At 62.4% G+C, this 25,090-nt stretch carries 19 protein-coding genes and 1 tRNA gene; 12 read left to right on the top strand and 8 right to left on the bottom strand.

Going from position 1 to position 25,090, the window contains the following annotated elements; translation table 11 throughout:
- Positions 1-157: 157 nt before the first annotated feature.
- The 4 genes from C9427_RS03320 (at position 158) to mgtE (ending at position 6,806) form a co-directional block, all read left to right on the top strand.
- Complete coding sequence (locus C9427_RS03320) at positions 158-1,978, top strand: extracellular solute-binding protein (RefSeq protein WP_107647766.1); 1,821 nt, start codon at positions 158-160, stop codon at positions 1,976-1,978.
- Positions 1,979-1,998: 20 nt separating this feature from the next.
- Complete coding sequence (locus tag C9427_RS03315) at positions 1,999-2,679, top strand: DsbA family oxidoreductase (RefSeq protein WP_107647794.1); 681 nt, start codon at positions 1,999-2,001, stop codon at positions 2,677-2,679.
- 584 nt (positions 2,680-3,263) lie between these two features.
- Positions 3,264-5,150, top strand: coding sequence for an ABC transporter ATP-binding protein/permease (locus tag C9427_RS03310; RefSeq protein WP_167434228.1), 1,887 nt, complete (start codon positions 3,264-3,266; stop codon positions 5,148-5,150).
- 291 nt (positions 5,151-5,441) lie between these two features.
- Positions 5,442-6,806, top strand: coding sequence for a magnesium transporter (gene mgtE, locus C9427_RS03305; protein WP_107647765.1), 1,365 nt, complete (start codon positions 5,442-5,444; stop codon positions 6,804-6,806).
- 61 nt (positions 6,807-6,867) lie between these two features.
- Here mgtE and gor read toward each other — a convergent pair whose 3' ends face one another.
- From gor to rpiA, 3 genes are all read right to left on the bottom strand, one after another.
- Entirely contained in the window at positions 6,868-8,256 is a 1,389-nt protein-coding gene (gene gor / locus C9427_RS03300) for a glutathione-disulfide reductase (RefSeq protein ID WP_107647764.1), read from the bottom strand.
- 119 nt (positions 8,257-8,375) lie between these two features.
- The gene (locus tag C9427_RS03295) at positions 8,376-8,972 is read right to left on the bottom strand and encodes a DUF2059 domain-containing protein (protein WP_107647763.1); all 597 of its coding nucleotides are present in this window, start codon (positions 8,970-8,972) and stop codon (positions 8,376-8,378) included.
- On the bottom strand, positions 8,959-9,690 hold the full coding sequence (gene rpiA / locus C9427_RS03290) for a ribose-5-phosphate isomerase RpiA (RefSeq protein ID WP_107647762.1): 732 nt from the start codon (positions 9,688-9,690) through the stop codon (positions 8,959-8,961). The genes C9427_RS03295 and rpiA overlap by 14 nt, the downstream gene beginning before the upstream one ends.
- Positions 9,691-9,853: 163 nt before the next feature.
- Between rpiA and C9427_RS03285 the strand changes: the two genes are divergently transcribed.
- The 3 genes from C9427_RS03285 to C9427_RS03275 all read left to right on the top strand — a co-directional run bounded on the left by C9427_RS03285 (position 9,854) and on the right by C9427_RS03275 (position 11,918).
- The gene (locus C9427_RS03285; RefSeq protein WP_107647761.1) at positions 9,854-10,537 is read left to right on the top strand and encodes a phosphoglycolate phosphatase; all 684 of its coding nucleotides are present in this window, start codon (positions 9,854-9,856) and stop codon (positions 10,535-10,537) included.
- Between the two features lie 126 nt (positions 10,538-10,663).
- A tRNA-Val gene (locus C9427_RS03280) sits at positions 10,664-10,738 on the top strand.
- A 493-nt stretch (positions 10,739-11,231) separates the two neighbouring features.
- Positions 11,232-11,918, top strand: a complete 687-nt coding sequence (locus C9427_RS03275) for a Crp/Fnr family transcriptional regulator (protein ID WP_107647760.1) — start codon at positions 11,232-11,234, stop codon at positions 11,916-11,918.
- Between the two features lie 69 nt (positions 11,919-11,987).
- Here C9427_RS03275 and C9427_RS03270 read toward each other — a convergent pair whose 3' ends face one another.
- Together C9427_RS03270 and C9427_RS03265 are read right to left on the bottom strand one after the other, a co-directional pair.
- Complete coding sequence (locus tag C9427_RS03270) at positions 11,988-16,247, bottom strand: cytochrome P450 (RefSeq protein ID WP_107647759.1); 4,260 nt, start codon at positions 16,245-16,247, stop codon at positions 11,988-11,990.
- An 83-nt stretch (positions 16,248-16,330) separates the two neighbouring features.
- Entirely contained in the window at positions 16,331-18,145 is a 1,815-nt protein-coding gene (locus C9427_RS03265) for an adenylate/guanylate cyclase domain-containing protein (RefSeq protein ID WP_107647758.1), read from the bottom strand.
- 562 nt (positions 18,146-18,707) lie between these two features.
- Here C9427_RS03265 and C9427_RS03260 point away from each other — a divergent pair.
- Positions 18,708-18,980 (top strand): PepSY domain-containing protein, encoded by a 273-nt coding sequence (locus C9427_RS03260; RefSeq protein ID WP_097574004.1) that lies wholly within the window; start codon positions 18,708-18,710, stop codon positions 18,978-18,980.
- Between the two features lie 118 nt (positions 18,981-19,098).
- The gene (locus tag C9427_RS03255) at positions 19,099-19,569 is read left to right on the top strand and encodes a hypothetical protein (protein WP_167434227.1); all 471 of its coding nucleotides are present in this window, start codon (positions 19,099-19,101) and stop codon (positions 19,567-19,569) included.
- Positions 19,570-19,579: 10 nt separating this feature from the next.
- On the opposite strand, the gene C9427_RS03250 is transcribed toward C9427_RS03255, so the two are convergent.
- Together C9427_RS03250 and C9427_RS03245 are read right to left on the bottom strand one after the other, a co-directional pair.
- Positions 19,580-21,514, bottom strand: a complete 1,935-nt coding sequence (locus C9427_RS03250) for a L,D-transpeptidase family protein (protein ID WP_107647756.1) — start codon at positions 21,512-21,514, stop codon at positions 19,580-19,582.
- 227 nt (positions 21,515-21,741) lie between these two features.
- The gene (locus tag C9427_RS03245) at positions 21,742-22,488 is read right to left on the bottom strand and encodes a 3-oxoacyl-ACP reductase family protein (RefSeq protein ID WP_107647755.1); all 747 of its coding nucleotides are present in this window, start codon (positions 22,486-22,488) and stop codon (positions 21,742-21,744) included.
- Positions 22,489-22,588: 100 nt separating this feature from the next.
- Between C9427_RS03245 and C9427_RS03240 the strand changes: the two genes are divergently transcribed.
- Together C9427_RS03240 and C9427_RS03235 are read left to right on the top strand one after the other, a co-directional pair.
- The gene (locus tag C9427_RS03240) at positions 22,589-23,203 is read left to right on the top strand and encodes a TetR/AcrR family transcriptional regulator (RefSeq protein WP_107647754.1); all 615 of its coding nucleotides are present in this window, start codon (positions 22,589-22,591) and stop codon (positions 23,201-23,203) included.
- 65 nt (positions 23,204-23,268) lie between these two features.
- Positions 23,269-23,664: a rhodanese-like domain-containing protein gene (locus C9427_RS03235; RefSeq protein ID WP_107647753.1), complete on the top strand. Its 396-nt coding sequence runs from the start codon at positions 23,269-23,271 to the stop codon at positions 23,662-23,664.
- Between the two features lie 2 nt (positions 23,665-23,666).
- Here the strand turns inward: C9427_RS03235 and C9427_RS03230 are convergent, their stop codons facing one another.
- The gene (locus C9427_RS03230; RefSeq protein ID WP_107647752.1) at positions 23,667-24,578 is read right to left on the bottom strand and encodes an alpha/beta hydrolase; all 912 of its coding nucleotides are present in this window, start codon (positions 24,576-24,578) and stop codon (positions 23,667-23,669) included.
- 47 nt (positions 24,579-24,625) lie between these two features.
- Between C9427_RS03230 and C9427_RS03225 the strand changes: the two genes are divergently transcribed.
- Complete coding sequence (locus C9427_RS03225; protein ID WP_107647751.1) at positions 24,626-25,078, top strand: MarR family winged helix-turn-helix transcriptional regulator; 453 nt, start codon at positions 24,626-24,628, stop codon at positions 25,076-25,078.
- Positions 25,079-25,090: the final 12 nt, after the last annotated feature.

The raw sequence follows: 25,090 nt of genomic DNA, 5'->3' as shown, positions 1-25,090 counted from the left end.
GAGGCAACAGAATGACTTCGGACGGCGTGTTACACTGCAAGCGATGCCGAATCCAGCCCGATAGCCGCAATTCTTGAAGACGCGATTGGCTGTCGCGCGGCCGCCTCATGCTAGTGTGCGCACCGAATCATCAAGCCGACCCGGTAAGGAGACGGTCATGGGCCGCATTCTTGTTTGGCTGCTCGCTGCGATCTCGTTTGTCACCCTTTCGCTCCAGCCGGCGCTGTCCGAGCCGAAACATGCGATCGCCATGCAGGGCGAGCCGGCGCTGCCGGCCGACTATACGCATTTCAACTATGTCAATCCCGATGCGCCGAAAGGCGGCAGCATCACCTATTGCGTCGTCGGCACCTTCGACAATCTCAACCCGTTCATCCTGAAGAGCCTGCGCACGACCGCGCGAGGCATGATCGACACGATTTACGGCAATCTGGTCTTCGAACCGCTGATGCAGCGCAACTATGACGAGCCTTTCAGCCTCTACGGCTTGCTCGCCAGCAGCGCCGACATGGATCCGGAGCGCAAGAGCATCGAATTCCACCTCGATCCCAAGGCAAAATGGTCAGACGGCCAGCCGGTCACGCCGGAAGATGTGCTGTTCACCTATGATGTTTTCACCGACAAGGGCCGCCCACCCTACAGCGATCGCATGAGCATGATCGCCAAGCTGGAGAAGACCGGCGAGCACAGCGTGCGCTTCACCTTCAACGACAAGGCCAATCGCGAATTTCCGCTGATCATCGCCTTGACGCCGATCGTGCCGAAGCACGCTTTCGACAAGGACACCTTCGACAGGACGACGCTGAAGCCACTGATCGGCAGCGGCCCCTACACGGTGGACAAGGTGCAGCCCGGTCAGCGCATCGTCTTCAAGCGAAATCCGGACTATTGGGGCAAGGACATCCCTTCGAAGCGCGGCTTCGACAATTTCGACCGGATCACCATCGAATATTTCCTCAACGCCAACGCCAAGCAGGAGGCGTTCAAGAAAGGCATCTGCGCCATCGACGACGACAGCGATCCGGTCAAGCGCGAGCGCGATCTCGACTTCCCGGCCTTCCACAAGGGTGAGGTGATCGCCGAGACCTTCGACATGGGCATTCCGCCTGTCGTCAACGGCTTCCTGTTCAACACGCGGCTGCCGAAGTTTTCCAACCCTGTCGTCCGGCACGCGCTCGGCATGCTCTACGACTTCGAATGGGCCAACAAGAATCTGTTCGGCGGCAAATACACGCGCACCATGAGCTACTGGCAGAATTCGGAGCTTTCCGCGCTCGGCCACCCGGCCAACGATCGGGAAAAGGCGCTTCTGGCGCCCTTCCCTGGCCGCGTGCCGGCCGATGTCATGGACGGCACCTACCGGCCGCCTGTCGCTGACGGTTCGGGCCAGGACCGCAAAGTGCTGAAGGCTGCCTTCGACATGTTGAAAGGCGCGGGCTACACCGTGCAGGACGGCGCAATGCTCGATCCCGAGGGCAAACCTTTCGGCTTCGAGATCCTGACGGCGTCACAGGACGAAGAACGCCTCGCCGCCATCTACCAGCGCACGCTGGAGAAGATCGGCATCGACGTCACCATCCGCGGCCTCGACGGCGACCAGATCCAATCTCGCAAGCAGCGCTTCGATTTCGAGATGCTGATCGGAACAAGCGGCTTCAACAACTCGCTGTCGCCCGGTATCGAGCAACTCGGGCGCTGGGGATCCGCCGCCGCCAAGACCGAAGGATCGTTCAACCTCGCCGGTGTCGCCGATCCTGCTGTCGACGCTGCGATCAACGCGATGTTGAATGCTCGGACCAAGGAAGATTATGTCGCTGCCGTCCGCGTTCTCGACCGGCTGCTGATCTCAGGCAATTACATGGTGCCCATGCAATACAACGCGCAGCAATGGCTCGCTTACTGGGCCTATCTGGAACATCCTGAAAAGACACCCATATTCGGCTATCAGCTGCCGACCTGGTGGCGGAAGCCCAACTGAGGCAAGCCAAGGAGACGACCATGAGCGCCGACAACTCCATCACGGTCGACGTTGTCTCCGACGTCGTTTGCCCATGGTGTTTCATCGGCCAGAAGCGGCTGGACAAGGCCGTCGCCGCTGCGAGCGATGTCGAGGTGCATATACGCTGGCGGCCGTTCCAGCTCGATCCGACCATCCCGCCAGAAGGCAAGGATCGCCGCGAATACATGATGGCCAAGTTCGGCAGCGAACAGCGCATCCGTGAGATCCATGCCCGCATCGAGCCGCTGGGCGAAGCAGAAGGGATTTCCTTCGCCTTCGACGCCATCAAGGTCGCGCCCAACACGCTCGACGCGCATCGCCTCATTCGCTGGGCCGGTGCCGCCGGCGAAGCCGTGCAGAACCGGCTGGTGCGCCGCCTGTTCCAGTTGAATTTCGAGGAAGGCGCCAACCTCGGCGATCACGCCGTGCTGATTGAAGCGGCCCGCGAGGCCGGCATGGATGCGTCCGTGGTCGAAACGCTGTTGCCGACGGATGCCGATGTCGACGCGGTGCGGACAGAAATCGCTACCGCTTCGCGCATGGGCATCACCGGCGTGCCGTGCTTCCTGCTTGAGGACAAATATGCGGTGATGGGCGCGCAGGACGCCTACACGCTCACCGACGCCATTCGCCAGGTGGCGGCGGCCAAGGCGCGGGGCGAGTTGGAAAAGGTCGACTGAGCCCCTCCCCCTTCTTGGCCGCGCTGACGAGGAAATCATGGCCATTGCTGCCCGCGCAGTTGGCCGACGACGCATGTCGCTCCGGCGGGCCGCTTTGACCGAGTGCGGCAATACTTTTCCGGTCACGTATCGCCCCTCGGTATGAGCGGTGACGTGAGGAAAAGCCGAATCATCCCAAGCCATTTTCGGCTGTTTCCGTCAGCTCAAAGCGAGAGTCCTGGTTCTTCGAGTGGATGATGACGTTCACAAAACCGTGTGAGAAGCTTCCCCAAGGTAAGACGTCTGGTGTTCTGCGTGCCACCTGACAACTCTCTGAAATTATAAGGATAATCAGCCTTTCGACCATTGATCACACGACGTTGCAGCCTCGTAATCTGTTGCTTCACGGCAACGGCCGTCAGGTCAATCCGCTGCAGCCGGAGAAAAATTAATAGAAAATGATCAATTGGTGTTACTGTTCGTAACAAAACTAAAAAGGTTTGGGCGGGATTGTGATTCGGGTCGGTAGACCAGAGCGACACTCAATATCGGAAAAATGGCTTCGCGACGTCGAGAGACAGTCGCCCCTGACGCCGGTGTCCTCCATGCGCAGCTTCTGGGGGCTGATGCGGGCCTACTGGTTCTCGGATCGCTGGAAGGAAGCCTGGACGCTGACGCTGATCATAGCGCTGCTCACCGCGCTCTCCAGCAAATCCGGCGTCTGGTTCGCCGAAGCATCCGGCGAGTTGGTCAACTCGATCGCCTTTTTCCACGATGCGGCAAACACCACGCCGCTTCGGTCGCTGCTGACCAATGCCGGCATACTTGTCCTTCTGGTTGTGCTCAAGGACGCCGGCTTTACCGGCATTCGCACCCTGGTTTCCACGACGCTGCATCGCAAATGGCGCGGCTGGCTGGACAGCCGCTTCAACGAAGCGTTGCTTGATCCCAATCACACGCATTTCCATGCCCAGCATGGCTCGTCCGGCTCCGCCGCTCCCGACAACATCGACCAGCGCATCCAGGAATCGATCAAGGACATGACCGGCGGCGCCATTGGCCTTGCCATGGGTGTTCTGGCCGTGGCCACTTCGCTATATTTCGTTGGCCAGAAACTGATTGAAAACTCAGCTGAGGTCAAAGGGCTGGAGTTCCTCGGCAGCTACGGCAGTGCCGTCCTCGCCTTTCTGGCGGTCGCCACGTATGTGCCGCTGAATACCTGGATCGCGGTCAAACTGGGCAAGCTGCTGGAACGGCTCAACGTCAGGATGCAGCAGGCCGAAGGCAGCTATCGCGGCGAGCTGACCACTTTCCTGCGCCGCAGCTTCCATGTCGCCGCATCGCGCGGCGAGGATGTGCAAAGGACGATGCACAGCCAGCGTTATGTCGACATCGACCGCACCTGGGCACGATTGAACATTGTCAACACCAGCTACAATTCGTTCGAGCTGATCTATAATTTCATCGGCGCCCGCATTGTCGCTTACGGGCCGGGCCTCGTGCCCTTCATCCACAACGGCTTCGATCTCAAGGGCTACATAACCGGCTCCGAGATGGTCAATTCGCTGATCAGCCAATGTTCGTGGTTCATCCATGTCATGCCTGCCATCGCGGCGCTCCGGGCCAACAGCCAGCGTGTGACCGAGCTCGCAAACGCCATTGAAGACGTCCAGCATCCGCAGGAATTCTACCGGCAGACCGGCCTTTCCGATTTCCGCTATGCCAGTCAGAACCCGGTCTTCGGCCTGACCATCCAGAAGCTCGAACTGGCGCATCAGGGCGAAGACGCATCGCCGTTCCTCAGCGCCGCCAATCTGCGCTTCCGGCGCGGCGAATGGACATTCCTCAAGGGCGAATCCGGTTGCGGCAAGACCTCGCTGATCAAGGCGATCAATGGTCTTTGGCCTTATGGCCGGGGCACCATCGTCTTCCCGGAGAGCGTCAGGAGTTTCTATGCCGCCCAGGAGGTCAAGCTGCAGCAGGTCTCGCTGAAGCAACTGGCCTGCCTGCCTGGCTCCGAGCACGATCACTCCGATACACAGGTCGCATCGGCGCTGCACAGGGCCGGCCTTGGCGACTTCATCGAACACATGGCCAACGAAAGCCGCGAGGGAAAGATCTGGGATCAGGTTCTCTCCGGCGGCCAGAAGCAGAAGCTGGTTGTCGCCCGCATTTTGCTGCAGCAACCGGGACTGCTGTTCCTCGACGAAGCGACCGGCGCGCTCGATCCCGACGGAAAAATCGCCTTCCACCAGGCGATCAAGGACAATTGCCCAGATGTGACGGTCATCAGCGTCATGCACGAGGCCGTGCCGCCGAGATCGCTTTCAGGCGCCGAATTCTACCACAGCGTGGTCTCGATCACGGATGGCGTTGCGACCAAGAAGCCATTGGTTCCGAGCCTGCCTCGGGAACTCACCACCATCCTCGCACAGCCAACGCCGGTCGAGGACAAATGGCTGCGTTTCTCCCGTCGGCTGAAGCAGAGATAGCTTCGACACGATGGCGTGGTGGCACATGGGCCGGCGCCTAGCATCGGTCCAGCAGTCCAACGCCGATCACAGTCTCGCGATCTGGCCCGTTCGCTGCCGTTTTCAGCCCTGCCGGCAATTGACTCGGCAAGAAGCGCTCCTATGTTGCGCCGGCTTGCAGATCCCAATCCAAACCCGCGAGCAGAAAGGTCACCGCGCCATGCCTGGCGACAGTCACAGTCGAACGCAACCGCCGTCCGCCTAGACGTGACCCGACAGGTTCACGTCCTGCCGGACGGCAAGGAGTGAGCCATGAACGAATTTTCCCCTGTAGCGGGCGACGATGCAGTAGCGATCGCCCGTATCCTTGCAAACGATCACGTCGCCGACGTCGTCGAGGCCCTAAACCACGAGCCTCGCGAGACCGCGACGGAGCTGCTTTGTGAAGTGCCGTTCGAGCGACTGGTCGAGATTTTCGACCAGCCGGAACTCGACCGCGCATCAGACCTCGTCGAGGCGCTGCCTCGCATCAAGGCCGGCAAACTGCTGGCCGCCATGTCGGTCGACCGTGCCGCCGACCTCCTGCGCGATCTGGAAGAGCCGGCGCGTTCCGAACTGCTCGGCGGCCTCGCGCCGCCGCTGCGTTCGACGTTGCTTGCCATTCTCGGCTATCCCGAAGGCAGCGCTGCCTCGATCATGACGACCGAGTTCGTCAGCGTGCCCTCGGACTGGACCGTGGGGCGTACGCTGGACTACATCCGCAAGGTCGAGCGGACACGAGAGACCGTCTACGCGATCTACATTGTCGATCCCAAGACGCATGTCCTGGTGCGCTCGACCGGCCTGCGCAGGCTGATCACCGGCGAGCCGGACGATCTGATCATGGCGATCGCCCCCGATCGCATGCCGGTGACGGTGTCACCGCTGACCGACCGCGAAAAAGTGGCGCAGACGATCTCCAAGTATGACCTGCTTGCGGTTCCGGTCGTCGACCACGGCAAGATCCTCGGAATAGTCACCATCGACGACATCATCGACACCATGATCGAGGAGACGACCGAGGACGTGCATCGTTTCGGCGGCATGGAGGCTCTCGACGAACCCTACATGAAGATGAGCTTTCTCGCCATGATCCAGAAGCGGGCCGGCTGGCTGTGCGCGCTGTTCATCAGCGAGATGCTGACCGCCAACGCGATGCAGAGCTATGAAGGCGAGCTGGAAAAAGCGATCGTGCTCACCTTGTTCATCCCGTTGATCATGAGTTCCGGCGGCAATTCCGGCTCGCAGGCGACATCGCTCGTCATCCGGGCGCTGGCGTTACGCGAGATCGGCCTTGACGACTGGTGGCGGGTCGCCTTGCGCGAACTGCCGACCGGCCTGGTGCTCGGATCGATCCTCGGCGTCGTCGGCATCTGCCGCATCGCGCTCTGGCAATATCTGGGCTTCTACGACTACGGTCCGCACTGGCCGCTGATCGCCACGACGGTCGGCGCGGCCCTGGTCGGCATCGTCACCTTCGGCTCGCTGTCGGGATCGATGCTGCCGTTTGCCCTTAAACGGGTCGGCTTCGACCCGGCCAGCGCCTCGGCCCCGTTCGTCGCCACGCTGGTCGATGTCACCGGCCTGGTGATCTATTTTTCGGTGGCGATGGTGATCCTGCGCGGAACGCTGCTGTAGCCGGCGTCAACCAACCCGTCGCGGCAACGTTGTTGCCGCGACGGGTCCTGAACTGCATGCATTAGACGCGCTCGCCGTCCTTCACCCGGTAGGTTGGCTTGTACATGGTGACGAGTTCTTCCGCCGCGGTCGGGTGCACGGCCATGGTGCGGTCGAAATCGTCCTTGGTGAGCCCGGCCTTGATCGGGATGCCGAGCAGCTGCGCCATCTCGCCGGCGTCCGGCCCGAGGATATGGGCGCCAAGCACCTTTTTCGAGAGGCCATCGACCACCAGCTTCATCAGCATCTTTTCGTCACGGCCCGACAGCGTGTGCCGCATCGGCCGGAAAGTGGCGCGGTAGATTTCAATGTCGGCAAAGCGCTTTATCGCTTCGTCCTCCGACAAACCGACCGTGCCGATCTCCGGCTGCGAGAAAACAGCGGTGGCGATCGTGTCATGGTCGGGCGCGGTCGGATTGTCCTTGAAGGCGGTCTCGACGAAGCACATCGCCTCATGGATCGCCACCGGCGTCAGTTGCACGCGGTTGGTGACGTCGCCGATCGCCCAGATGTTGTCGATGTTGGTGCGCGAATATGGGTCGACGTTGATCGCGCCGGTCTTGGTCAATTCGATGCCGACGCCTTCAAGGCCGATGTTTTCGGTGTTGGGGATGCGGCCGATGGCGAGCATGACCTGATCGACCGTCAACGCCTTGCCGCCGCTGACAACCGCGTCAAGCCGGCCGTCCGGCCGCTTGCGGACCCATTCCGACACCGCATGGCAGAGGATCCTTATCCCCTTCTTTTCCATCGTCTCATGCAGCATGCGCCTGAGATCCATGTCAAAACGGGAGAGGATCTCCTTGCCGCGGTAGACCAGCGTGGTTTCGACGCCGAGGCCGTGAAAGATGTTGGCGAATTCGACGGCGATGTAACCGCCGCCCTCGATCATGATCGCCTTCGGCAGTTCCTTGAGGTCAAAGGCTTCGTTGGAAAAGATGCAATGCTCATGGCCGGGCAGAGCCGGATGCGGTGCCGGGCGGCCGCCGGTGGCGATCAGAATCTGGTCGGCCGTGACGGTGCGGTCTTCGCCGAGAAGATGCACCGCATGCGGGTCGACCAGCACGGCGCGCGAATGAAACGTCTCGCCGCCGGCGCCTTGCACATTCCTCTTGTAGATGGCCTCTAGCCGGCTGATCTCGCGGTCCTTGTTGGCGACCAGGGTCGGCCAGTCGAAAGTCGCCTGCGGCACCGTCCAGCCATAGCCGGCGGCGTCCTCGAAATGCTCGGGAAATTGCGAGGCATAGACATAGAGCTTCTTCGGCACGCAGCCGCGGATGACGCAGGTGCCGCCATACCGGTATTCCTCGGCAATGCCGACGCGCTTGCCGAGCGCTGCCGCCACACGCGCCGCCCTCACCCCGCCGGAGCCGCCACCGATGACGAAAAGATCGTAGTCGTAACCGGCCATGCCGTGGCTCCTCATGCTTCGAAACGTTCGAGACAGGTAGGCCGTGAAGCATCAAAAGAAAAGCCCGGACAAGCCGGGCTTTCTGGTCCAGTGGCGATTGCCACTCCGGAAAAATGAACTCAGTTCTGCGTGCCGTCTGCCGGGGCGGCACCATCTGCGGGCGCAGCGCCGTCGGCTGGAGCAGCATCGCCCGCGGGCGCCGCCGTCGCCTTGGCTTTCGCAGCCGCTGCCAGTGTTTCGCCGACCTGCTGGGCGAGGTCGCGAGCGAGGCCGTTCTGCCAGATGTCGGCCGCCTTGACCAGGTCACGCGTCACGGCCGGGCCGCTGTCGAGCAGCTTCTTGCCGGACGCCGAACTGTAGAAAGCGGCGATGTCGTTGAGTTCCTGTTCGGAAAACACCTTGGCATAGGCAAGGGCTGCCTCCTTCTCCAGGTCGGCGCGGCGCGAGGCCAGCGCCATCGCCTTCTCGTTGATCGTCTTGCCGATCAGTTCCTGCATGTCCGGGTTCTTCTGGATGAGCTGCTGTTCGAGCGCGGCCGCTGCCTGCGGCAGGATGTTGTCGAACGGGTCCGTCGCGTGGATCGCCGTAACCGCGGCGCGCGCGGCCTTCAAATGCGCGTCGGTGACGTCCTGCGAGAATGCCGGCGCGGAAAACGCCAAGACGGCCGAAGCCGCGACAATGGCGGAAAGACGGCGAACCCGGTTATGCAACATCATGATCGGTAGAACTCCCTGGTTTTCGGGCGGCATGGACGGTTTGGATGCCGTCGCCGCCGGCGATGATGGCCGCTGACGCCAGCCCGATGAAAAGACCATGCTCGACAACGCCTGGAATGGCGTGGAGAGCATTCGAAAGCGCTCTTGTATCCGGAATGCGGCCAAAAGATGCATCGAGGATAAAATGGCCGCCGTCTGTAACAAAAGGCTGGCTTCCCGTCATCCTCAATGTGACAGGACCGGAAAGGCCGAGTCCCGCGGCCGCCGCGCCGACCGCGATTTCGGTGGCGCGCAGGCCGAATTGATTGACTTCGATGGGCAGTGGAAAACGGCCGAGCGTCTCCACCATCTTCGAACGGTCGGCAATGACGATCATGCGTGCGGAGGCCGCCGCGACGATCTTCTCGCGCAGCAGCGCGCCACCACCGCCCTTGATCAATGTCAGCTCCGGGTCGACCTCGTCGGCGCCGTCGATGGTGAGATCGAGTTCGGGTGTTTCCTCCAGGTCCGACAACGGCACGCCAAGCTCGCGGCAAAGGATGGCGGTGCGCTCAGAGGTCGGCACGCCGACGATCGTGAAGCCAGTGGCGACCTTTTGGGCGAGCAGCCGCACGAATTCCTCGGCGGTGGTGCCGGTGCCGATGCCGAGCCGCATGCCGTCGCTGACATGGGCAAGGGCTGCCCGCGCGGCCTCGACCTTCAATTGCCTCGCATCCATGTCGCTTGTCGCGCCCCGTTTTTGTTTGCGCGCTCCTAGCATTTTTGCCCGCCCGGTCAAAGACCTTGGCTGTGGACTGGTCCAGACAGCTTGCCTGGGCCGGCTTGCCTGATCGGACCGCAGGGGGTATCGCCTGCGCAATGCAATCGTCACAGGACAGGCCATGACTCGACCGATCATCGTGTTCGACCTCGACGGGACGCTGATCGACACGGCGCCGGATCTGCTCGACAGCCTCAACCACAGCCTCGCCGCCAGCGAGCTTGCGGCTGTCGACGAGGCCGGCTTCAAGCGCTTCGTCGGCCATGGCGGCCGGGTGATGATCGAGCGCGCCCATGCCGCGCAGCAAAGATCGCTTGCGGTGGACGAGCATGACCGCTTGCTGAGATTGTTCCTCGATCACTACACCGACAACATCCCCGGCAAGTCGCGCCCCTACCCTGGCGTCGTCGAGGCGATAGCCCGGTTCGAGAATGCCGGCTATCTCCTGGCCATCTGCACCAACAAATACGAGGCCAACTCGGTGGCGCTGATCGAGGCGCTCGGCCTGGCAAGCCATTTCGCCGCGATCTGCGGCCAGGACACGTTCGCCTTCCGCAAGCCCGACCCTCGTCATCTCACGCAGACCATCGCGCTCGCCGGCGGCAACCCGCACGGTGCGCTGATGGTCGGCGATTCGCAGACCGACATCGATACAGCGAAAGCGGCCGGCATTCCGGTGGTCGCGGTCGATTTCGGCTACACTGATCGTCATGTACGCGAATTCGAACCGTCGGCGGTGATCTCGCATTTCGACGCGCTGACGCTGGACCTGGCGGAACGGCTGATTGCCGCGGCTGCACACTGAGCGCGAAGGCGGCCGGCCGCTCCCACGCGGGGGCACTCGCTCGTCACTGGAACGCTGGACATTACCTTGACTTCGCGGGCCGGCCTCCCTTATATCGCGGCTCGCTTGGCCTTCGGGGCAACGAGCGGGCGATTAGCTCAGCGGGAGAGCACACCCTTCACACGGGTGGGGTCGCAGGTTCAATCCCTGCATCGCCCACCATCTGACCTCCAGAACAGGTTGGATGACCGGTTTTCACGACATTCACCGAATTTGCCGCCAGCAGGCCGAGATGGCTTCGGCTCGGGCCTGCATCCACGCGCCCGCCAGCCAGCGCGGCATGGTCCGCTGCAAATCGGCTATGTAACGCTCTTCACAGACCGTCGGCCCGTTTCGCGCGAACGTAGCCTGGCGCGGTCGAGATTCGATTGGCCGTGCTGAACAAAATTTCGTGGCTCGGAAAGCAACCGGCCCAAGGCGGGGATTTTTTGGCGGGATTTTTGATCACCTAGGCATTTCACAGTTGCCGTCTGCGCGCGTTGGCTCCTCCCGCCGCGCGTGCAGACGGCCTTCAACGCAGGCGGGTCGGATGCAGGACGGTTCCGGTGTCCGATCCCATGCCTTTCGAAGGAGCCGTGACATGGATGAACACCGGGCTTTGATGCCGTCCACTCTTGCCGTAAACTTTAGCAGTTACGGAAATTGGGGCACTGACATGGCTTTTGCTGGCGCGAACGACAGAGATGATCTGCCGCGCCTTGCGCGTATCGACCCGAGCCAGTTCGATCTGCTGTTCAGCGGCTGCAAACTCGAGCGATATGCCGCCGGCCAGCATTTGTTCGTCCAGGAGGATGCCGCCGACCGCATCTACGGTGTGATGAAGGGCACGGTGGAGATCTCGATCTATTCGCCTGGCGGCCAAAAGCTGGTGGCCAATATCGAGCTGTCGCGCAGTTTGATCGGAGAGATCGGGGCACTTGACGGACGCCCGCGCACGGCCACCGCGATCTGTCTAACCGCCTGCGAGCTGGTTTCGGTGAGCCGGACACAACTGTTTGATCGAATTGAGAAAAACCCATCCCTGGCGCGCGCCATGATAGACCTTTTGTGCGCGCGGTTGCGCTGGGTCAGCGGTGAACTCGGCGATCAGGCCTTTTTCGGCATCGAGGCGAGGCTGGCAAAACGACTGGTCTTTCTGGGCGGCGTCATAGCCGACGACACAGGCTGGATACCGATCTCGCAGTCTGAACTGGGCGAGTTCCTTGGCGCGACACGCGAGTCGGTCAACAAGACGCTCAACGACTGGCGCAGCCGGCAGATCATCGCCATCAAGCGCGGCGGTCTGCGCATCATCGATGCCAGGGCGCTCAGTCATATCGCCGCTTCGCAGGACGATGACTAAGGAAGGCGATGACTGAATCCGGTGATTCGGGGTGCGTCCTCGAATCCGATTCGGGGATGCGTCCCCGAATCAGAGTCGCGAAATCAGATAGCGCAGCGACGATTTGCCCGGCATGAAGAAGTAGCCCCCTCCCCGCGTGGTGACGAATTGCGGGATGCCCTTCAGCACGGTGACACCCTCCCAGGAGGGGATGGTGAACCTGCCGCCGCCGTCGCGCGAGCCGATGGTCGGATCCTTTTCGCCGCCCAGCCCCTGGAACGAGGTGGATGAGACCCAGGTCTGCTGCATGAATTCGTACTGACGCTCGATGTCGGCGTTGAGGCACATGAAGAGCAGGCCCTTCTCGACTTTCCCGCGCTTCTTGTCCTGTTTCAGATAGGTGCGGCCGACCCGGATGATACGGTGGCGCTTGCCGATCCTGATTTGCGTCTCGCGGTCTTCGCCGAGCGAATCGCGCGGATTCGAGCGACGGACATGGGCGCCAAGCGGGCAGCGGTGTCCCTGTGGGTCCTCGGCGCCAAAGGCGAAATCATTGTCGGCCGGGCGGCCGGGGCGGCCGTCGGGATTGCGCACCAGCGAACTGCCGTCCGGCCAGCGGCCAAGCATCTTGGCGGCGACCCAGCGCGGCGTGATGGCAGGGTTGCCGGTTTCGCTGGCCGCCTGCATGGCCGCGGCCTTGCAGTAGTCGTCGAACACGTCGACGTGCTGCTCGAACTGGCGCACGACAAGGAAGGAGCCGTTGCGGCCGAAATCGTGCAGCGGCGGTGGCTGGCCTGCAATCTGCCGGTTGCGGCGCACCGCCGACAGGATGCCGGACCGGTCCTGCGAGGCCCGGACGGATGGCGATGCCGGATAGAAGCCGTGCTCGTCGCGATAGCCGAACAGGAACTCGCCCGGCGCGACCAGATGCATCGGCGCCACGTCGGCATTGGCGCGCGCCGTGCCCCTGACGATCGGCTGCGAAACACCATCGACGAAGCCGAAATGCTCCACCGCGCGCTTGCCCTCGCGCTTTACCGCAAGCGGCAGCTCGGCGACGAGTTTCAACCCCGCGCCCGTCGTCCTTCGCTTCAGGGCGGCGATTTCGGCCGCCAGGACCTCCGCGCTTTCGGCATAGCAGACGACGACCGCATCCGCCGGCTTCCGTGGCGAGCCCCACCGCCATTTGTCGGGCACGCTTTCACCGACATCGTCGAGGATGCGGCTGCGCTCGGGATTGCCCATGCCATGGCGAAAGGCGACCGGAAACGTATTGAGCGGATCGTCGTCGACGCCACCCTCCAGACCCAGGCGGCGAAGGCCGTCGGGGCCGAACGCCACCGTCATTGCGCGCTCTGCCGGCACGCCGTCGCCGAAGCTCGTTTGCGCCACGATGAACTCCAGCCACGCCTTGCGATTGATCCGGGAAAGTGTGTCCGGCACGGCCATCGCCAGCATATGGGCATGGCCCAATGACCCAAATGGGCCGAAGAATATGGATTGGATCTCGCCGGTTTCCAGCTGTTGTTCGAGCGGCGCGGGAAACGCCGAACTGATGTCCGCCAGCAACGAGGCGGTCTTTTGGACGGCGGTTTTTTGAGCCACCGGACGCGGCAATGACCCAAACAGGCTCAACCAGTCGCGCGCTTGGCTGTCCGTAGCGGTCGCCAACCCCCGCCTGATCCTGGAGTTGGCGCGTATGCGGATCGTGTTGAGGGCGGGATAGGCCGAATACCAGAACAGCGTCGGCACCTGCTGGCGCCGTGCCCAGCGCTTGAAGCGGTCGCCGTCGCGCGCGCCATCGAGGAAGAGCCAGCGCGTGCGTGGATAGCCTTCGGTGTTGCTCCATACGCCGGTAAGCCCGGACGCGGCCTTGGCGATGAAGTCCTCGAGATAGCTCTCCCAGCTGCCGCCATAGTTGGAAAGGAACATCAGCCTGTTGGTGCCCGGCAGCAGCACCCAGCGGGCGAAATGAATGGTGTTGATGGTGGCGAGGAAGCCCGGCTTGAACACCTTCTGCGCCGAGATCGAGATCAGGTAGAAGGAAAGCCTGAGCGCAAGCCGCCGCAAGGTTCCGGCCTTCATCGTCGAGATCGCCGTCAAATGGTTCTGGGCGGTGCGGTCCTCGTGGACGATGATCTTGTCCAGCGCATCGAGGTCGACAGGCGTGTTTTGAGGGCGATCGATGTCCTCGATACGCCGCAAGGCGACGAAGCACAGGCCGATCACCGCGATCGCTATCGCCAGCAGGCCGAGCACGGCCAGTAAAAGTGCCGTACCGGCAATGGCGATGTTGGGGAAGGTCAGGCCGTCAGGGTCGCCGAACACCAGCACATAGGTCATGCGCCAACAGGCAAGCACGACCAGCGCGACGGTGATGAGCACGGCCGGCGCCAGCAGCGTCGTCGTTATAGCCTGCCACCATTTTCCCGGCGGCCTTTCGAGCAGGCTTTCGGCTGGCTGGAACGCCCAGTCGAACCTGCCGAGCGACTGGACATGCCGGCGGGCCTCGGCGAGCACGGCGGCAGCGTCGCCATTGCCATGGCGCGGCTGTTCGACGACGTCGCGAATGGTGTCGGCGAGCTCGGCTTCGGCCAGGATACGGCGGACCGAATGTCCCGGCGTGCCGGAAAACACCAGCCCGGCGTTGCTGCCGAAAGACGGCGATATCTCGACATTGTGTTTGCGCAGGAAGTCGTTCAACGCCCCGCCGTCGGGCAGACCGCAGACGTCTTCCAAAATCGGCAGCAACCAGTGACCGATGGCCCGCGAGACTGTGTCGATGACCTCGTCGCTGCTGCCGTCGCCGGAGACTTCGAGAACCACAACGCCTTTCTCAAGACCGGACGCATCATCGGTCTCGCCAGTGCCGGCAACGGTCAGACTGGTAAAATGTATAGTGCCGGCAATGCGGAGCGCGGTGCTGATCTCTTCATTGGCCGGGTTGCCGAGCGCCGCGACCTTGTCGCGGATGGCGTCCAGCGGCGCGGCCTGGGTGATTGGGCAGACCACCGTCACCATCGAATGGCCGACGGTGCGGCAAAGTGCGGGCCGCTCGAAGTCGATCGTGAGGCTTTCCGGATAGGCGCCGACGCTGGTCATGCGTCCGGCCCTGCCGCGTACTCGGCGTACGCCCTGCTTCCGGAACAGGGCGCGCAGGCTTTCGCCGATCTGCACCCTGGCGATTTCGGCGCCAATGCACAGGTGAATGCCGTGGCCGAACACCATGTAGTCGCGTTGCGGACGCGAGGTGTCGAACTCGTTCGGGCGTTGCACGGCTTCAGCGTCGAACATTGCCGACAGCGTTGCCGGCATGACCACCGTTCCTGCCTTCACCAGGCGCTCGCGGCGCGTGCCCTTGGCGATCGTGGTGTCGCGCGACGTGTAGCGCCACGGGCCGATCCAGATCGGCTTGAAGCGCATGGCTTCGAGGATTGCACGGTCAAGCTTGCCGGTGTCGTCCTTGGCGAGCGCCGCATCGATGGCCTGTCGTGCGTCGGACCGGGACAGGATCACGTCGAGGCAATTGCCGCCGGCCAGCACATTGGTCGGAACAAAGCCGGCGATCATACCGAGCATGATCGAATGGATGTCGGGCAGCGACAGCTTGCCCTGATCGAGATGGGCGACAAGTCTTGGCAGCGGCTGCTCGGCCTTCGCGCTCCTTTCCCTGATCGCGTCGATGGAGCGGTCTATGACCTTGATCAGCCGGTCGCCGGCGACCACGGCAAGCTCGCGCGTGACCGGCTTTGCCAGCGGATCGGAAAAGAACAGCGCGCTCAGGGCTATCGCCCAGTCGGCGAATTCGGATTCGTCGTCGATCTCGAGACCGAAATAATCGCGGCAGATATGCACCGGCACGATCTTCATCAGCCCGGAGATGGCATCGAAGCCAGGACTGGCGCGGATCATGATCTCCCTGGAATGGCGTGCGGCGATCGGCCTGACGGCAGCCTCGACCTCGGCCGGCGGGAAGGCGCTCAGCACAGACGACTTCATGCGGCGATAGTCGGCGCCGTCCTGCATGCCGAGGATGAAGTTCGACCCGCGAGCGAGTTCGGTCATCTCGGGTCCATAAGGTGTCTGGAATTCGTCGCCGCGCTCCAGTATGTCGCGAACGTCGGCGTTCCTGGTAACGAGCAGGAAATTGCCGAAGGCAAGGTTCGGCCAGAACCGGCGCAACAGCGCCAGCGCCCAGCGAGGATCATTGAAAAGGAAGCCTGCTATGCGCGCCGCAAGGCCGCTGGAACGCAGCCGTCCGAGGTCGAATGGCGGCATTTCCGCCAGCGGCCGCTGGTTTTCCCGGGCCTTGCGGACAGCATCGAAATACTTGATCCTGAACATGCGCATTCAAGCCCCCCGGCCGTTCACATTGTTGCGATATCGGCTACCTCTGGCCTAGGTTCGCAGCGGTTGCGCGTATGTGAATTCCCTCACAGTTGTAGTTGGTGTTCGCCCGCTTCGATCATCTTGCTGGCCCTGGCCATTTCGAAATTGCCGATGAGGAATTCATTCGCCGCCTTGTCGGCAAAAGGTATCCAGCGCACCCGTTGCTCCGAGAAATCCGGGTGCCTGGTTGCGAAAACGGCCATTTCCCGCCTGGCTTCTTCCTCGCGGCCGCTGCGCATCAAGGCGCCGATCTTCAGGAACCTGGCGTAGAAATAACCTGGCGACAGGTTGAGCGAGCGGTCAGCGGTGGCGATCACCGACGGCCAGTCCTCGATGAAGCTGTAGGCCGCCGCCAATTCCCCCAGATTGTGGAACCGGTAAAGGTCGAAGGGGCTCAGTCGCTCGGTATCGAGAAAGAACGGAATTGCGCCGGCGGCATCGCCGAGCAAAAGGCGGGCACTGCCCATGGCCGAGCGCGCGAAGGCAAAGCTCGGATTGATGTGGATCGCTTCCTCCAGGTGCTCTACCGCGGCCCGCGGCTCTCCCCGCATGATGTCGATGGCGCCAAGATGGGCATGCGGGCGTGCATCCAGGCTGTCCATCAACAGCGCCTTGCGCGCGTATTGCTCGACCTTGTTCAGATCGTCATTGTCGCCGAAGCGCAGCCAGGCCCGCCAGAAATACCACCACGCCAGTTCGTTCAGCACGGCACTCGAATTAGGATCCTCCTGGTAAGCCTTTTCGAAGAAGTCCAGGGCGATTTCAGTATCGCCGCGCGTGCGCCGGTTCATGTGCCAGCGGCCGCGTCGCACCAATTGCCAGGTTTCCAGGCTTTCCCACGGCACCTGGAAGGTGCGCGCCTGCTCGGCCCGGTCGACCTCCTTGTCGAGGATCGAGACGATCTCCGCGCCGATCTGGTCGCGCAGGCTGAAGATGTCGACCAGGTCGCGATCGAAACGCTGAGACCACACCAATCGCCCGTTCGAGACGTCGGCGAGCGAGGTATTCAGACGGATCTGTCCACCATTGCGCATCAATGTGCCGCTGACCATGTAGCGCGCGCCAAGGGCATTGCCGATCACCCGCGTCCCCAGTGTGTCATCGCGAAACTGGAAACTGGAACTCTTGGCGATCACCGAGAGCCATCTGGTGTTCGAAAGGCCATAGATGATGTCTTCGGCGATGCCGTCCGCCATGTAGTCGACGTCGCGCTCGCCGCCATCGCCCCGGAACGGCAGCACCGCGATTGCGGGCGGACCTTTGGGTGACAGTTTCTGCTGACCATTGGCTGGAGGCATGGCCGCGACGAATGCGGCGGGCGCCGACCCGTTGCTGATGCGCCCCGCAATCAGAACGCGCACCGGCAACGCGATGTTCTTCAGCATGAATTCGCCGAGATCGATGAACTCGGCCGCGGTCTTGTCCTTCACGTGGTGCCAGGTCGTCTCCGAGACGGCAAGACCATCGTGCGGCGCGAACTCCTGGATCCTGGCGGCGATGTTGACGTCGTCACCGTAGAGCCGGCCTTCGCGAACGATGACGTCACCGGTGTTGATGCCGACGCGAAAGGGCATGCGCATGGCTTCGTCGACCGATGAATTGAGCGTGACGATGCGGCCCTGAAAATCGAACGCCGCACGCAACGCTTCGATCGGGCTGCCGAATTCGGCCATGATGCTGTCGCCGGCGTCGCCAAAGGTCCGGCCGCCAAAGGTGCTGCAACTGTCGGCAATGACGTCGCGCCGTTCCTCGAACGCGGCGACAGCCGATTCATCGTCAAGACCCATCAGCCGCGAGAACCCGACGGCATCTATGGAAATAATTGTCGCAAGCTGACGGGTGTAGTTCCGTTCAGCCATGTCTGAGCCCCGGTCTTTTCTGGTCTTCGCCAGCGCAGGCGACTACCTGCCCCTGAAAATTTCGCCGCTTTGGAAGAAGATTCCCGGCAGGTGCAACGCGCCGATGCCGCCCTGTCTTGTCATGAACCTAACAGGGTCTTGGTAAAATCTCTACCACGACCAGCTAATATGTCGGAGGCCGCGGCACCGTCCATGCCTAGCTGGCCGTTGTTCGAAATTGTCGGTAAAATATTCGCCCTTACGCATTGAAATAAAACAACTTTATCGACTTAGGCCGCGCTCCAAATTGCATTTTGAGACGGCCTCTGGTGAAAGATGCGACAATGGTGGCACAATGGAACAGTTGCAATTTTAAGAGGTGGAGCAAATCGGCTTGAAAACGTGTCTCCGCTGCTCTCGCGCCTACAGGAAATACGGATCACGATTTCCGCGGCAAGCTGCATTTCTTCCGAGGGATGCAGGTCAGGCTGAAGGCACCTGCACTATAGCGCAGCGCATCGGCGATGCCGGAACAAACCCGCCTGAAAACGAGTTTCTATTCATCGAAATGTGAGGGAAAGCCATGTCCAGATTTGTTTTGGCGACCAGTCTTGTCCTAGCAACAGGTGTCGCCGTTCTCTTCCTCGGCGGATCGGCCTTTGCCGCGGACGGACCATTGCCGCCGCCAAATGCCAAAAAACTGTCGGAAATCATCGCCAAGGTCGAGCAGCGAAACGATTTTCGCTATGTGGAAGAGGTCGATTGGGACAGCGGCGCCTACACCGTCACCTACTACACGACCGACAAGGCGAAAGTCGAAATCACCTACGACCCGGTCACGGCCGAGCCGAAATAGCCTGCCGACAGTCCGCATTCGAAGCATGTACAGGCCACTGGCCTTTCCGCCTCCCTTGCGTCCATCCGTCTTTGATGGCTGACTGCGGCGTTATCACTGCGCCGGCACGGGGGTGGGCATGGCGAAGCACGTATTGAAACGCGTCCTGATGATGCTTGCCGGCTATTTTGTCGCGGTGCTGGTCGGGCTGATCGCGGTGGTGGCCATCTACGCCGCATTGAGTTCGCTGCCCAATGCGCCGGAATATTTCGGTTTCATGGGGATCACTCCGATCGTGGCTTTGGTCGTGCCGCCGCTCGGCATGTTCGTCTATTTCCTGACGATCATATTGACCGGCCTGCAAACCCTGATCTTCGCGCTGATCGCCGAATTCTTTTCGCTGCGCAATTTCTGGCTGCATATGGTCTTCGGCGCCGCGGCCGCGATCGGTGGCTTCGCCCTTGTCTGGCCGAGTGCGCCGGAGGACATGGGCCCTGAGCGCTGGGCCGATATCGCCATCATTGCTGCCGCCGGTCTCGCCGCCGGCCTGATCTATTGGCTGATCGCCGGCCGCGAAGCCGGCTTCCGTCGCCCGCTCTATCAGCTTTAATCTTGTCGGTTCAGCTTGCCGGCGAGCGCACGGCTTCCGTGCTGTCGATCGCCTGCTGCAGCCGCGTGTCGCGGTCGTAGATGTCGTTGAAATACTCGACATTGCCGGCCATGTCGGGCCATGCGGTGAAATAGGCGACGTAGACCGGAATGGTGCGTGTCACGTCTTCGGTCGAATGCCCGTGCTTCAGCTTCTCGGCTATGTAATCGACCGAGGTGCCGAGCACCGCCGCCGCCATGCCGCGCGGATCCTGCAGGCGGACGCAGCCATGGCTGAGCGCACGCATATCGCGCTTGAAGAACGACTTCTGCGGCGTGTCGTGCATGTAGATTGCGTGTTTGTTGGGGAACAGGATCTTCAGTTCGCCCAGCGCATTGGCCTCGCTCGGCAGCTGACGCACACCGTAAGGTATGTTTGCGCCATAACCACCCCAATTGACCGAGGATGAGGGAATGCGCTTGCCGCGCGCATTGACCACTTCATAGCCGGCACGGTCGAGATAGCCCGGATCCCGGCGCAGCCGGGGCAGCATTTCATTGACCAGGATCGACTGCGGCACGCCCCAATAAGGGTGGAAGTCGACCTGCTTGATCTTGTCATAGAAGAAGGCGGTCTGGTTCGTCGTCCTGCCGATGACGGCGCGGGTCTTCAGCTTCTCTTCGCCATTGTCGATATAGCTCGCCGTAAAGGCCGGCTGATTGATGAAGACGCGCGGGCTGCCGAGATCGGAAGGCAGCCAGCGCAACTCTTCCAGCGCGACCTGTACTTTCTGGATCTTGTCGGCCTTGGAGGCTCCCACCAACGCCGCGACGGTACGCGGCCCGATGACGCCGTCGCCCTTCATTCCGGCTTTCTTCTGCACCGCCTCGATGACCGGCACCAGCTCCGGAACATACTCCTCGCCGGTAGCAAACCTTGCCAGCGTCTCGCCATAGGCGCCGCCCATCTCGTCGTCGAGATTGCTCGCGATCTTGGTCAGGAGTTTCGGCAATTCGGGGCTGCTCTGCCCCGGTTTGAGCAGCAATTTGGGATCGACGACGATTTCGTCTTCAGCGCTGGCCTGCAGCGATTCCAGTTCGACGCGCAGCGCCTGGTACTCGGCGTTCTGCGGGTGGCGTGATTCGAGGTAGGTGCGCACCTGCTGGGTGTGCGCCAGCGTTTTCAGCACACCCTCCATGTCGAGTGGCTTGACCGGGAAGTCATAATAGCCGGTCATGCGATTGGGATCGACACGGCCGCTCTGTGCGTCACGAACGTAGCGCAGGACACGCGCCGACAGCGCCATCTCGAAACGGACAAGCTCCTTCAACCGCGCGTCGGCGTCGCCCGTCGATGCACTGGCCTCGGGCACTTCAACCAAATAATCGGCGGGCGTGAGGCCATAGCTCGCTGCCTCGCCCAGCACCCGCACCGCATCCTGGGCGCGGCTGTTGGCGCTGGTTCCCGTCACCCAGATGAAATCCGGGTTGGCCGAATAATAGGCAACGAGCGCCTTGGCGATGTCCTTCTCGGCAAAGAGTTCATAGCCGTCGAGCCCGGCAATCGCCTCGTGGAAGGCGGCATTGGTTGCGGACGATGGCTGGAACGCGGCATCCTGCGGTTTTGCCGGCTCAACTATTTCCGGCAAAGGCATTCTCGGCCCGGGCGTTGCCGCCAGCGCCGCGAAGTTGACACGCACGAGCGGATCGCTTTTGTAGGTATAGTAGGACGGGCTGCTGATCTGGACGGCGCCGCTGCGCTTGCTGCCACCATTTGGCTTTGCCTTGTATTTCGGCCCGTTCCTCGACGGTGGCGGGGGGAAGTCACCTTGCGGCGCGCGCTTGATGCCGCCGCCGAAAAGCATCTCGAAAAGCCCTTGCGCGCTTGCCTGCGTTGCGCCGAAGGTCAGCATTGCCGCAGCCGCAACAAGCGGCATTACGGTTGCTTTGTTTTCGAGGAATTTCATGGATCACCCGCTCCGGCTGCAACCGGTTCCCGTTTTGCCGTTTCGCACCGCTTGACGGTCTCGCCCACCCTATGACGGATGTAAGGTTCGACTATACTGATTCATACCGATTTCGTTAAGCTTCCATAAATTTCAGCGGTCCTGTTGCAGAACAGTTTCACAAGATCGTGACAACCAGAGCGTGTTCGTCGCGCCCTGGTTCGAAACTGTCGCCGCCATGGCGAGTGTCAGGCGTTGGCGCCACCGTCGATTGTCAGGGATGCGCCCGTCACGAAGCGCCCCTCGGGACCGGCGAGCCAGGCGACCATGCCGGCAATCTCATCAGCCTTGCCGAAGCGGGGCGTCGCCATCTTCTGCCGCTGCTGTTCGGCATGCGGCCCGCCGGCCGGATTCATGTCGGTATCTGTCGAACCCGGATGAACGACATTGGCGGTGATGCCCCGCGAGCCAAGGTCGCGCGCCAGGGCCTTGGTCAGGCCGACCAGCGCCGCCTTGCTGGTCGAATAGGCGCTGAGGCTGGTGTCGGTGACACGTTCCGCCAGATTGCTGCCGATCGAGATGATCCTGCCGCCCTCCCCCATATGCACCGCTGCTGCCTTCGAAGCCACGAACGGGGCTCTGAGATTGACCTCCATGGTTTCATCGAAGTCGGCGAGCGACAAGACATCGATGGGCGCTGCACGCCAGATACCGGCGCTGTTGACGAGAATGTCCAGCCGCCCGAAGGCCTTCACCGCGTCGCCGACCGCCGCTTCGACCGCGGCGGCATCGCGGTTGTCGGCTTTGATGGCAAGGGCGTGGCCGCCAGATGCCGTAATATCGGCAACGACCGCACGCGCCGGCTCCTCGCCATTGACATAGGTGATGGCGACACTGGCGCCCTCGGCGGCGAGCCTTCGTGCGATCGCGGCGCCGATGCCGCGGCTGCCGCCGGTGACGAGCGCGGCCTTGCCGTGCAAGCTGTTGGATGACATTTTTCTTCTCCTTTATGTAATGATCGATACATAAATATCTGGCAGCCTTGCCCAGCTACGTCAACTGATTTATGTATCGATCAACACAGAAAAGGACGTCATGACGGAACGCGGCCGCCCTCGCACTTTCGACCGAACCGCCGCCCTGCGGCGGGCGATGGAGGTGTTTTGGGCCAAGGGCTATGAGGGCGCGTCAATGAGCGACCTGACCGCGGCGATGGGCATCAATTCGCCCAGTCTCTATGCCGCCTTCGGCAGCAAGGAAGCGCTTTTCCTGGAAGCGGCCGAGTTCTACACGCAGTTCGAGGGCACCGAGATCTGGTCTGCACTGGAGAAGGCGCCGACGGCGCGCCAGGCGGTCGAGCGTTTCCTGCGCCAGACGGCAAGAGTCTATTCGCAGACCGATCGTCCGCAGGGCTGCCTGATCGCGCTCGGCGCACTGCACCAGGACTCAAGCCGAGGCGCCATCTGCGATGATCTGCGCCGCCGCCGCGCCGAAAATCGCGCGGCCTTGCTGAAGCGACTGCAGCGCGGCGTGGCGGAAGGTGAATTGCCCCAAGGTTTCGACAGCAGCACGGCAGCGACCTTCTTTGCCACCGTACAACATGGCATGTCGATCCAGGCGCGCGACGGCGCCTCTCGCGCGGCACTTCTGGCAACTGTGGCCGGGGCGATGGCGGCGTGGAAGACGATGGCCGGCGCCGACGCGGCGTGACAAAGGCCTGATGTTATGCTGCAAATCCAGGCGGCCGGCAAAAATGCGGTCGGGAGGATGAGCCGGTGAAAAAGGGATATCGCGAGCTGCTCGACGAGGCCAATGCCGAGATCGAGGTGGTTTCGCCGGAGGAAGCAGCAGGGCTGCTCGACGACGAAGGCACGATCTTCGTCGATCTGCGCGACCCGCGCGAGGTTGAGCGGGACGGCAGGATTCCAGGCGCCAGGCATGTCACCCGCGGCATGCTGGAATTCTGGATCGACCCCGAAAGCCCCTATCACAAGCCGTTCTTTGCCTCGGGGAAGAGCTTTGTCTTCTTCTGTGCCGGCGGCTGGCGTTCAGCGCTTGCCACCAAGACGGCGCAGGATATGGGCCTGTCACCGGTGAAGCATATCCTTGGCGGCTATACCGCATGGAAGGCGGCCGGACTGCCGGTCGAATCCGGCCAGAAAAAGAATTAGCGTCAGTGCAGCGAAACCAGCCCCTGTTGGCCGGTGACGAAGCCGATGGCGTGCTCGGCCACGCCCTTGTCGGCGAGGATGCGGCGGTGGCCGAGCCCGTCTGCCCAGTGGAGCCGGACATGGTCGCCGGCTTCCGCGTAGAGCCTTGCATGATCGGCGGACACTTCGCGATCGTCCGGCGCATGGATGACCAGCGTCGGCACCGGCCTGCTGGCAAGCTGACGGTCGCCGGTGAATTCATGCAGCGGCCGGCCGGCGATGTGTTCGACCCTGTCAGCCATGGCGGCCTGCGAACGCGGGCCGACATTGAGCATGCGGCTGAAATCGGTGAAGATCGCCGGCAAGGAACTCGGCGCCGCGATGAGCACCAGCCGCTCGGCCGCCAGCGGCGGGATGTTCTTGACCGATCCCGCGACGGCGTTCGCGGCCACGGCGCCGCCGAAGGAATGACCGACAACCGCCGCGAACGGGCCGAACCATTCGCCGGCGAGCCGCGCGGCATCGACCGCGCTGACCAATGTCAGCCGGCGGCCTTGCGACTGGCCGTGGCCAGGCAGGTCGAGCGAGACGACCCTGTAGCCGGCATCGCGATAGCCCTCGATCAGCGCGCGCATATATTCGGTGCGCGAGCGCCAGCCATGGATGACAAGCACGGTGCCTTCAGCCGCCCTGCCCGGCTCGGGCCGGAACTCGTGCACCATGACGCAGCCCTTTGCGGTCTTCAGCCGATGGTGGCGGGCTTCGGTCATGAAAGCTGCGGCGCGATCGACGGCGCGGCGCTCCGCATCGCTCAGGGCTTTGACGTTGGGCGTGCGGCAGAACAATTCGAACGCCGCGCGCCCGGTAAGGCGGGGGGCGACATGTTCGGCGGCGCCAAACACGCCCCGGATGACCTTCAGTCCAAATGATGCCATAGTGGCGATCCATCCATTCGTTCAAGCATGAACATAATAGTTCAAACATGAACATTAAGCAAGAGCTGCCCTGGGACAACCCGCGTTTTCGCAACTGGGTCGCGGTGGCGCGCGCCTGCCATGTGTTGGAACGCACGCTGGCGGTGAAGCTCGCGCCGCTGGACCTGAAGCCGGCGCAGCTCGATGTGCTGATGAACCTCTACCGCCACCCCGGCATGTCGCAGCACGATCTCGCCAGGCGGCTGCTGGTCGGCCGCTCCAACATCACCATGCTTTTGCCGCAGCTCGAGACCCGGGCTCTGCTGCGCCGCGAAGGCGACGAGAAGGACAAGCGGGTGCTGCGGCTGACCTTGACCGAGGCCGGCACGGAATTGCTGATGCAGGCGCTGAAGGTCCACATGGCGCTGATCGAGAAGGCGATGAGCCAGTCGACGCCGGAACAGTGCGACATGATCGGCGAGCAGATGCGCAAGATCTATGAGGTGCTGAAGGAGGCGTGATTGGTTCGACCG

The organism is Mesorhizobium helmanticense, assembly GCF_003034915.1.
Lineage (GTDB): Bacteria > Pseudomonadota > Alphaproteobacteria > Rhizobiales > Rhizobiaceae > Mesorhizobium > Mesorhizobium helmanticense.
The sequence above is the reverse complement of the archived record's forward strand: the minus strand, read 5'-3'. Positions and strand labels throughout refer to the sequence as shown.

Coding starts and splice junctions, on each gene's coding strand:
- C9427_RS03310 (WP_167434228.1), top strand. CDS start 3,264: ATGCGCAGCTTCTGGGGGCTGATGCGGGCCTACTGGTTCTCGGATCGC.
- C9427_RS03255 (WP_167434227.1), top strand. CDS start 19,099: ATGGCGAAGCACGTATTGAAACGCGTCCTGATGATGCTTGCCGGCTAT.
- gor (WP_107647764.1), bottom strand. CDS start 8,256: ATGGCCGGTTACGACTACGATCTTTTCGTCATCGGTGGCGGCTCCGGC.
- rpiA (WP_107647762.1), bottom strand. CDS start 9,690: ATGGATGCGAGGCAATTGAAGGTCGAGGCCGCGCGGGCAGCCCTTGCC.
- C9427_RS03250 (WP_107647756.1), bottom strand. CDS start 21,514: ATGAAATTCCTCGAAAACAAAGCAACCGTAATGCCGCTTGTTGCGGCT.
- C9427_RS03270 (WP_107647759.1), bottom strand. CDS start 16,247: ATGCGCATGTTCAGGATCAAGTATTTCGATGCTGTCCGCAAGGCCCGG.
- C9427_RS03320 (WP_107647766.1), top strand. CDS start 158: ATGGGCCGCATTCTTGTTTGGCTGCTCGCTGCGATCTCGTTTGTCACC.
- C9427_RS03225 (WP_107647751.1), top strand. CDS start 24,626: ATGAACATTAAGCAAGAGCTGCCCTGGGACAACCCGCGTTTTCGCAAC.
- C9427_RS03230 (WP_107647752.1), bottom strand. CDS start 24,578: ATGGCATCATTTGGACTGAAGGTCATCCGGGGCGTGTTTGGCGCCGCC.
- C9427_RS03260 (WP_097574004.1), top strand. CDS start 18,708: ATGTCCAGATTTGTTTTGGCGACCAGTCTTGTCCTAGCAACAGGTGTC.
- C9427_RS03275 (WP_107647760.1), top strand. CDS start 11,232: ATGGCTTTTGCTGGCGCGAACGACAGAGATGATCTGCCGCGCCTTGCG.
- C9427_RS03285 (WP_107647761.1), top strand. CDS start 9,854: ATGACTCGACCGATCATCGTGTTCGACCTCGACGGGACGCTGATCGAC.
- C9427_RS03315 (WP_107647794.1), top strand. CDS start 1,999: ATGAGCGCCGACAACTCCATCACGGTCGACGTTGTCTCCGACGTCGTT.
- mgtE (WP_107647765.1), top strand. CDS start 5,442: ATGAACGAATTTTCCCCTGTAGCGGGCGACGATGCAGTAGCGATCGCC.
- C9427_RS03245 (WP_107647755.1), bottom strand. CDS start 22,488: ATGTCATCCAACAGCTTGCACGGCAAGGCCGCGCTCGTCACCGGCGGC.
- C9427_RS03240 (WP_107647754.1), top strand. CDS start 22,589: ATGACGGAACGCGGCCGCCCTCGCACTTTCGACCGAACCGCCGCCCTG.
- C9427_RS03265 (WP_107647758.1), bottom strand. CDS start 18,145: ATGGCTGAACGGAACTACACCCGTCAGCTTGCGACAATTATTTCCATA.
- C9427_RS03295 (WP_107647763.1), bottom strand. CDS start 8,972: ATGATGTTGCATAACCGGGTTCGCCGTCTTTCCGCCATTGTCGCGGCT.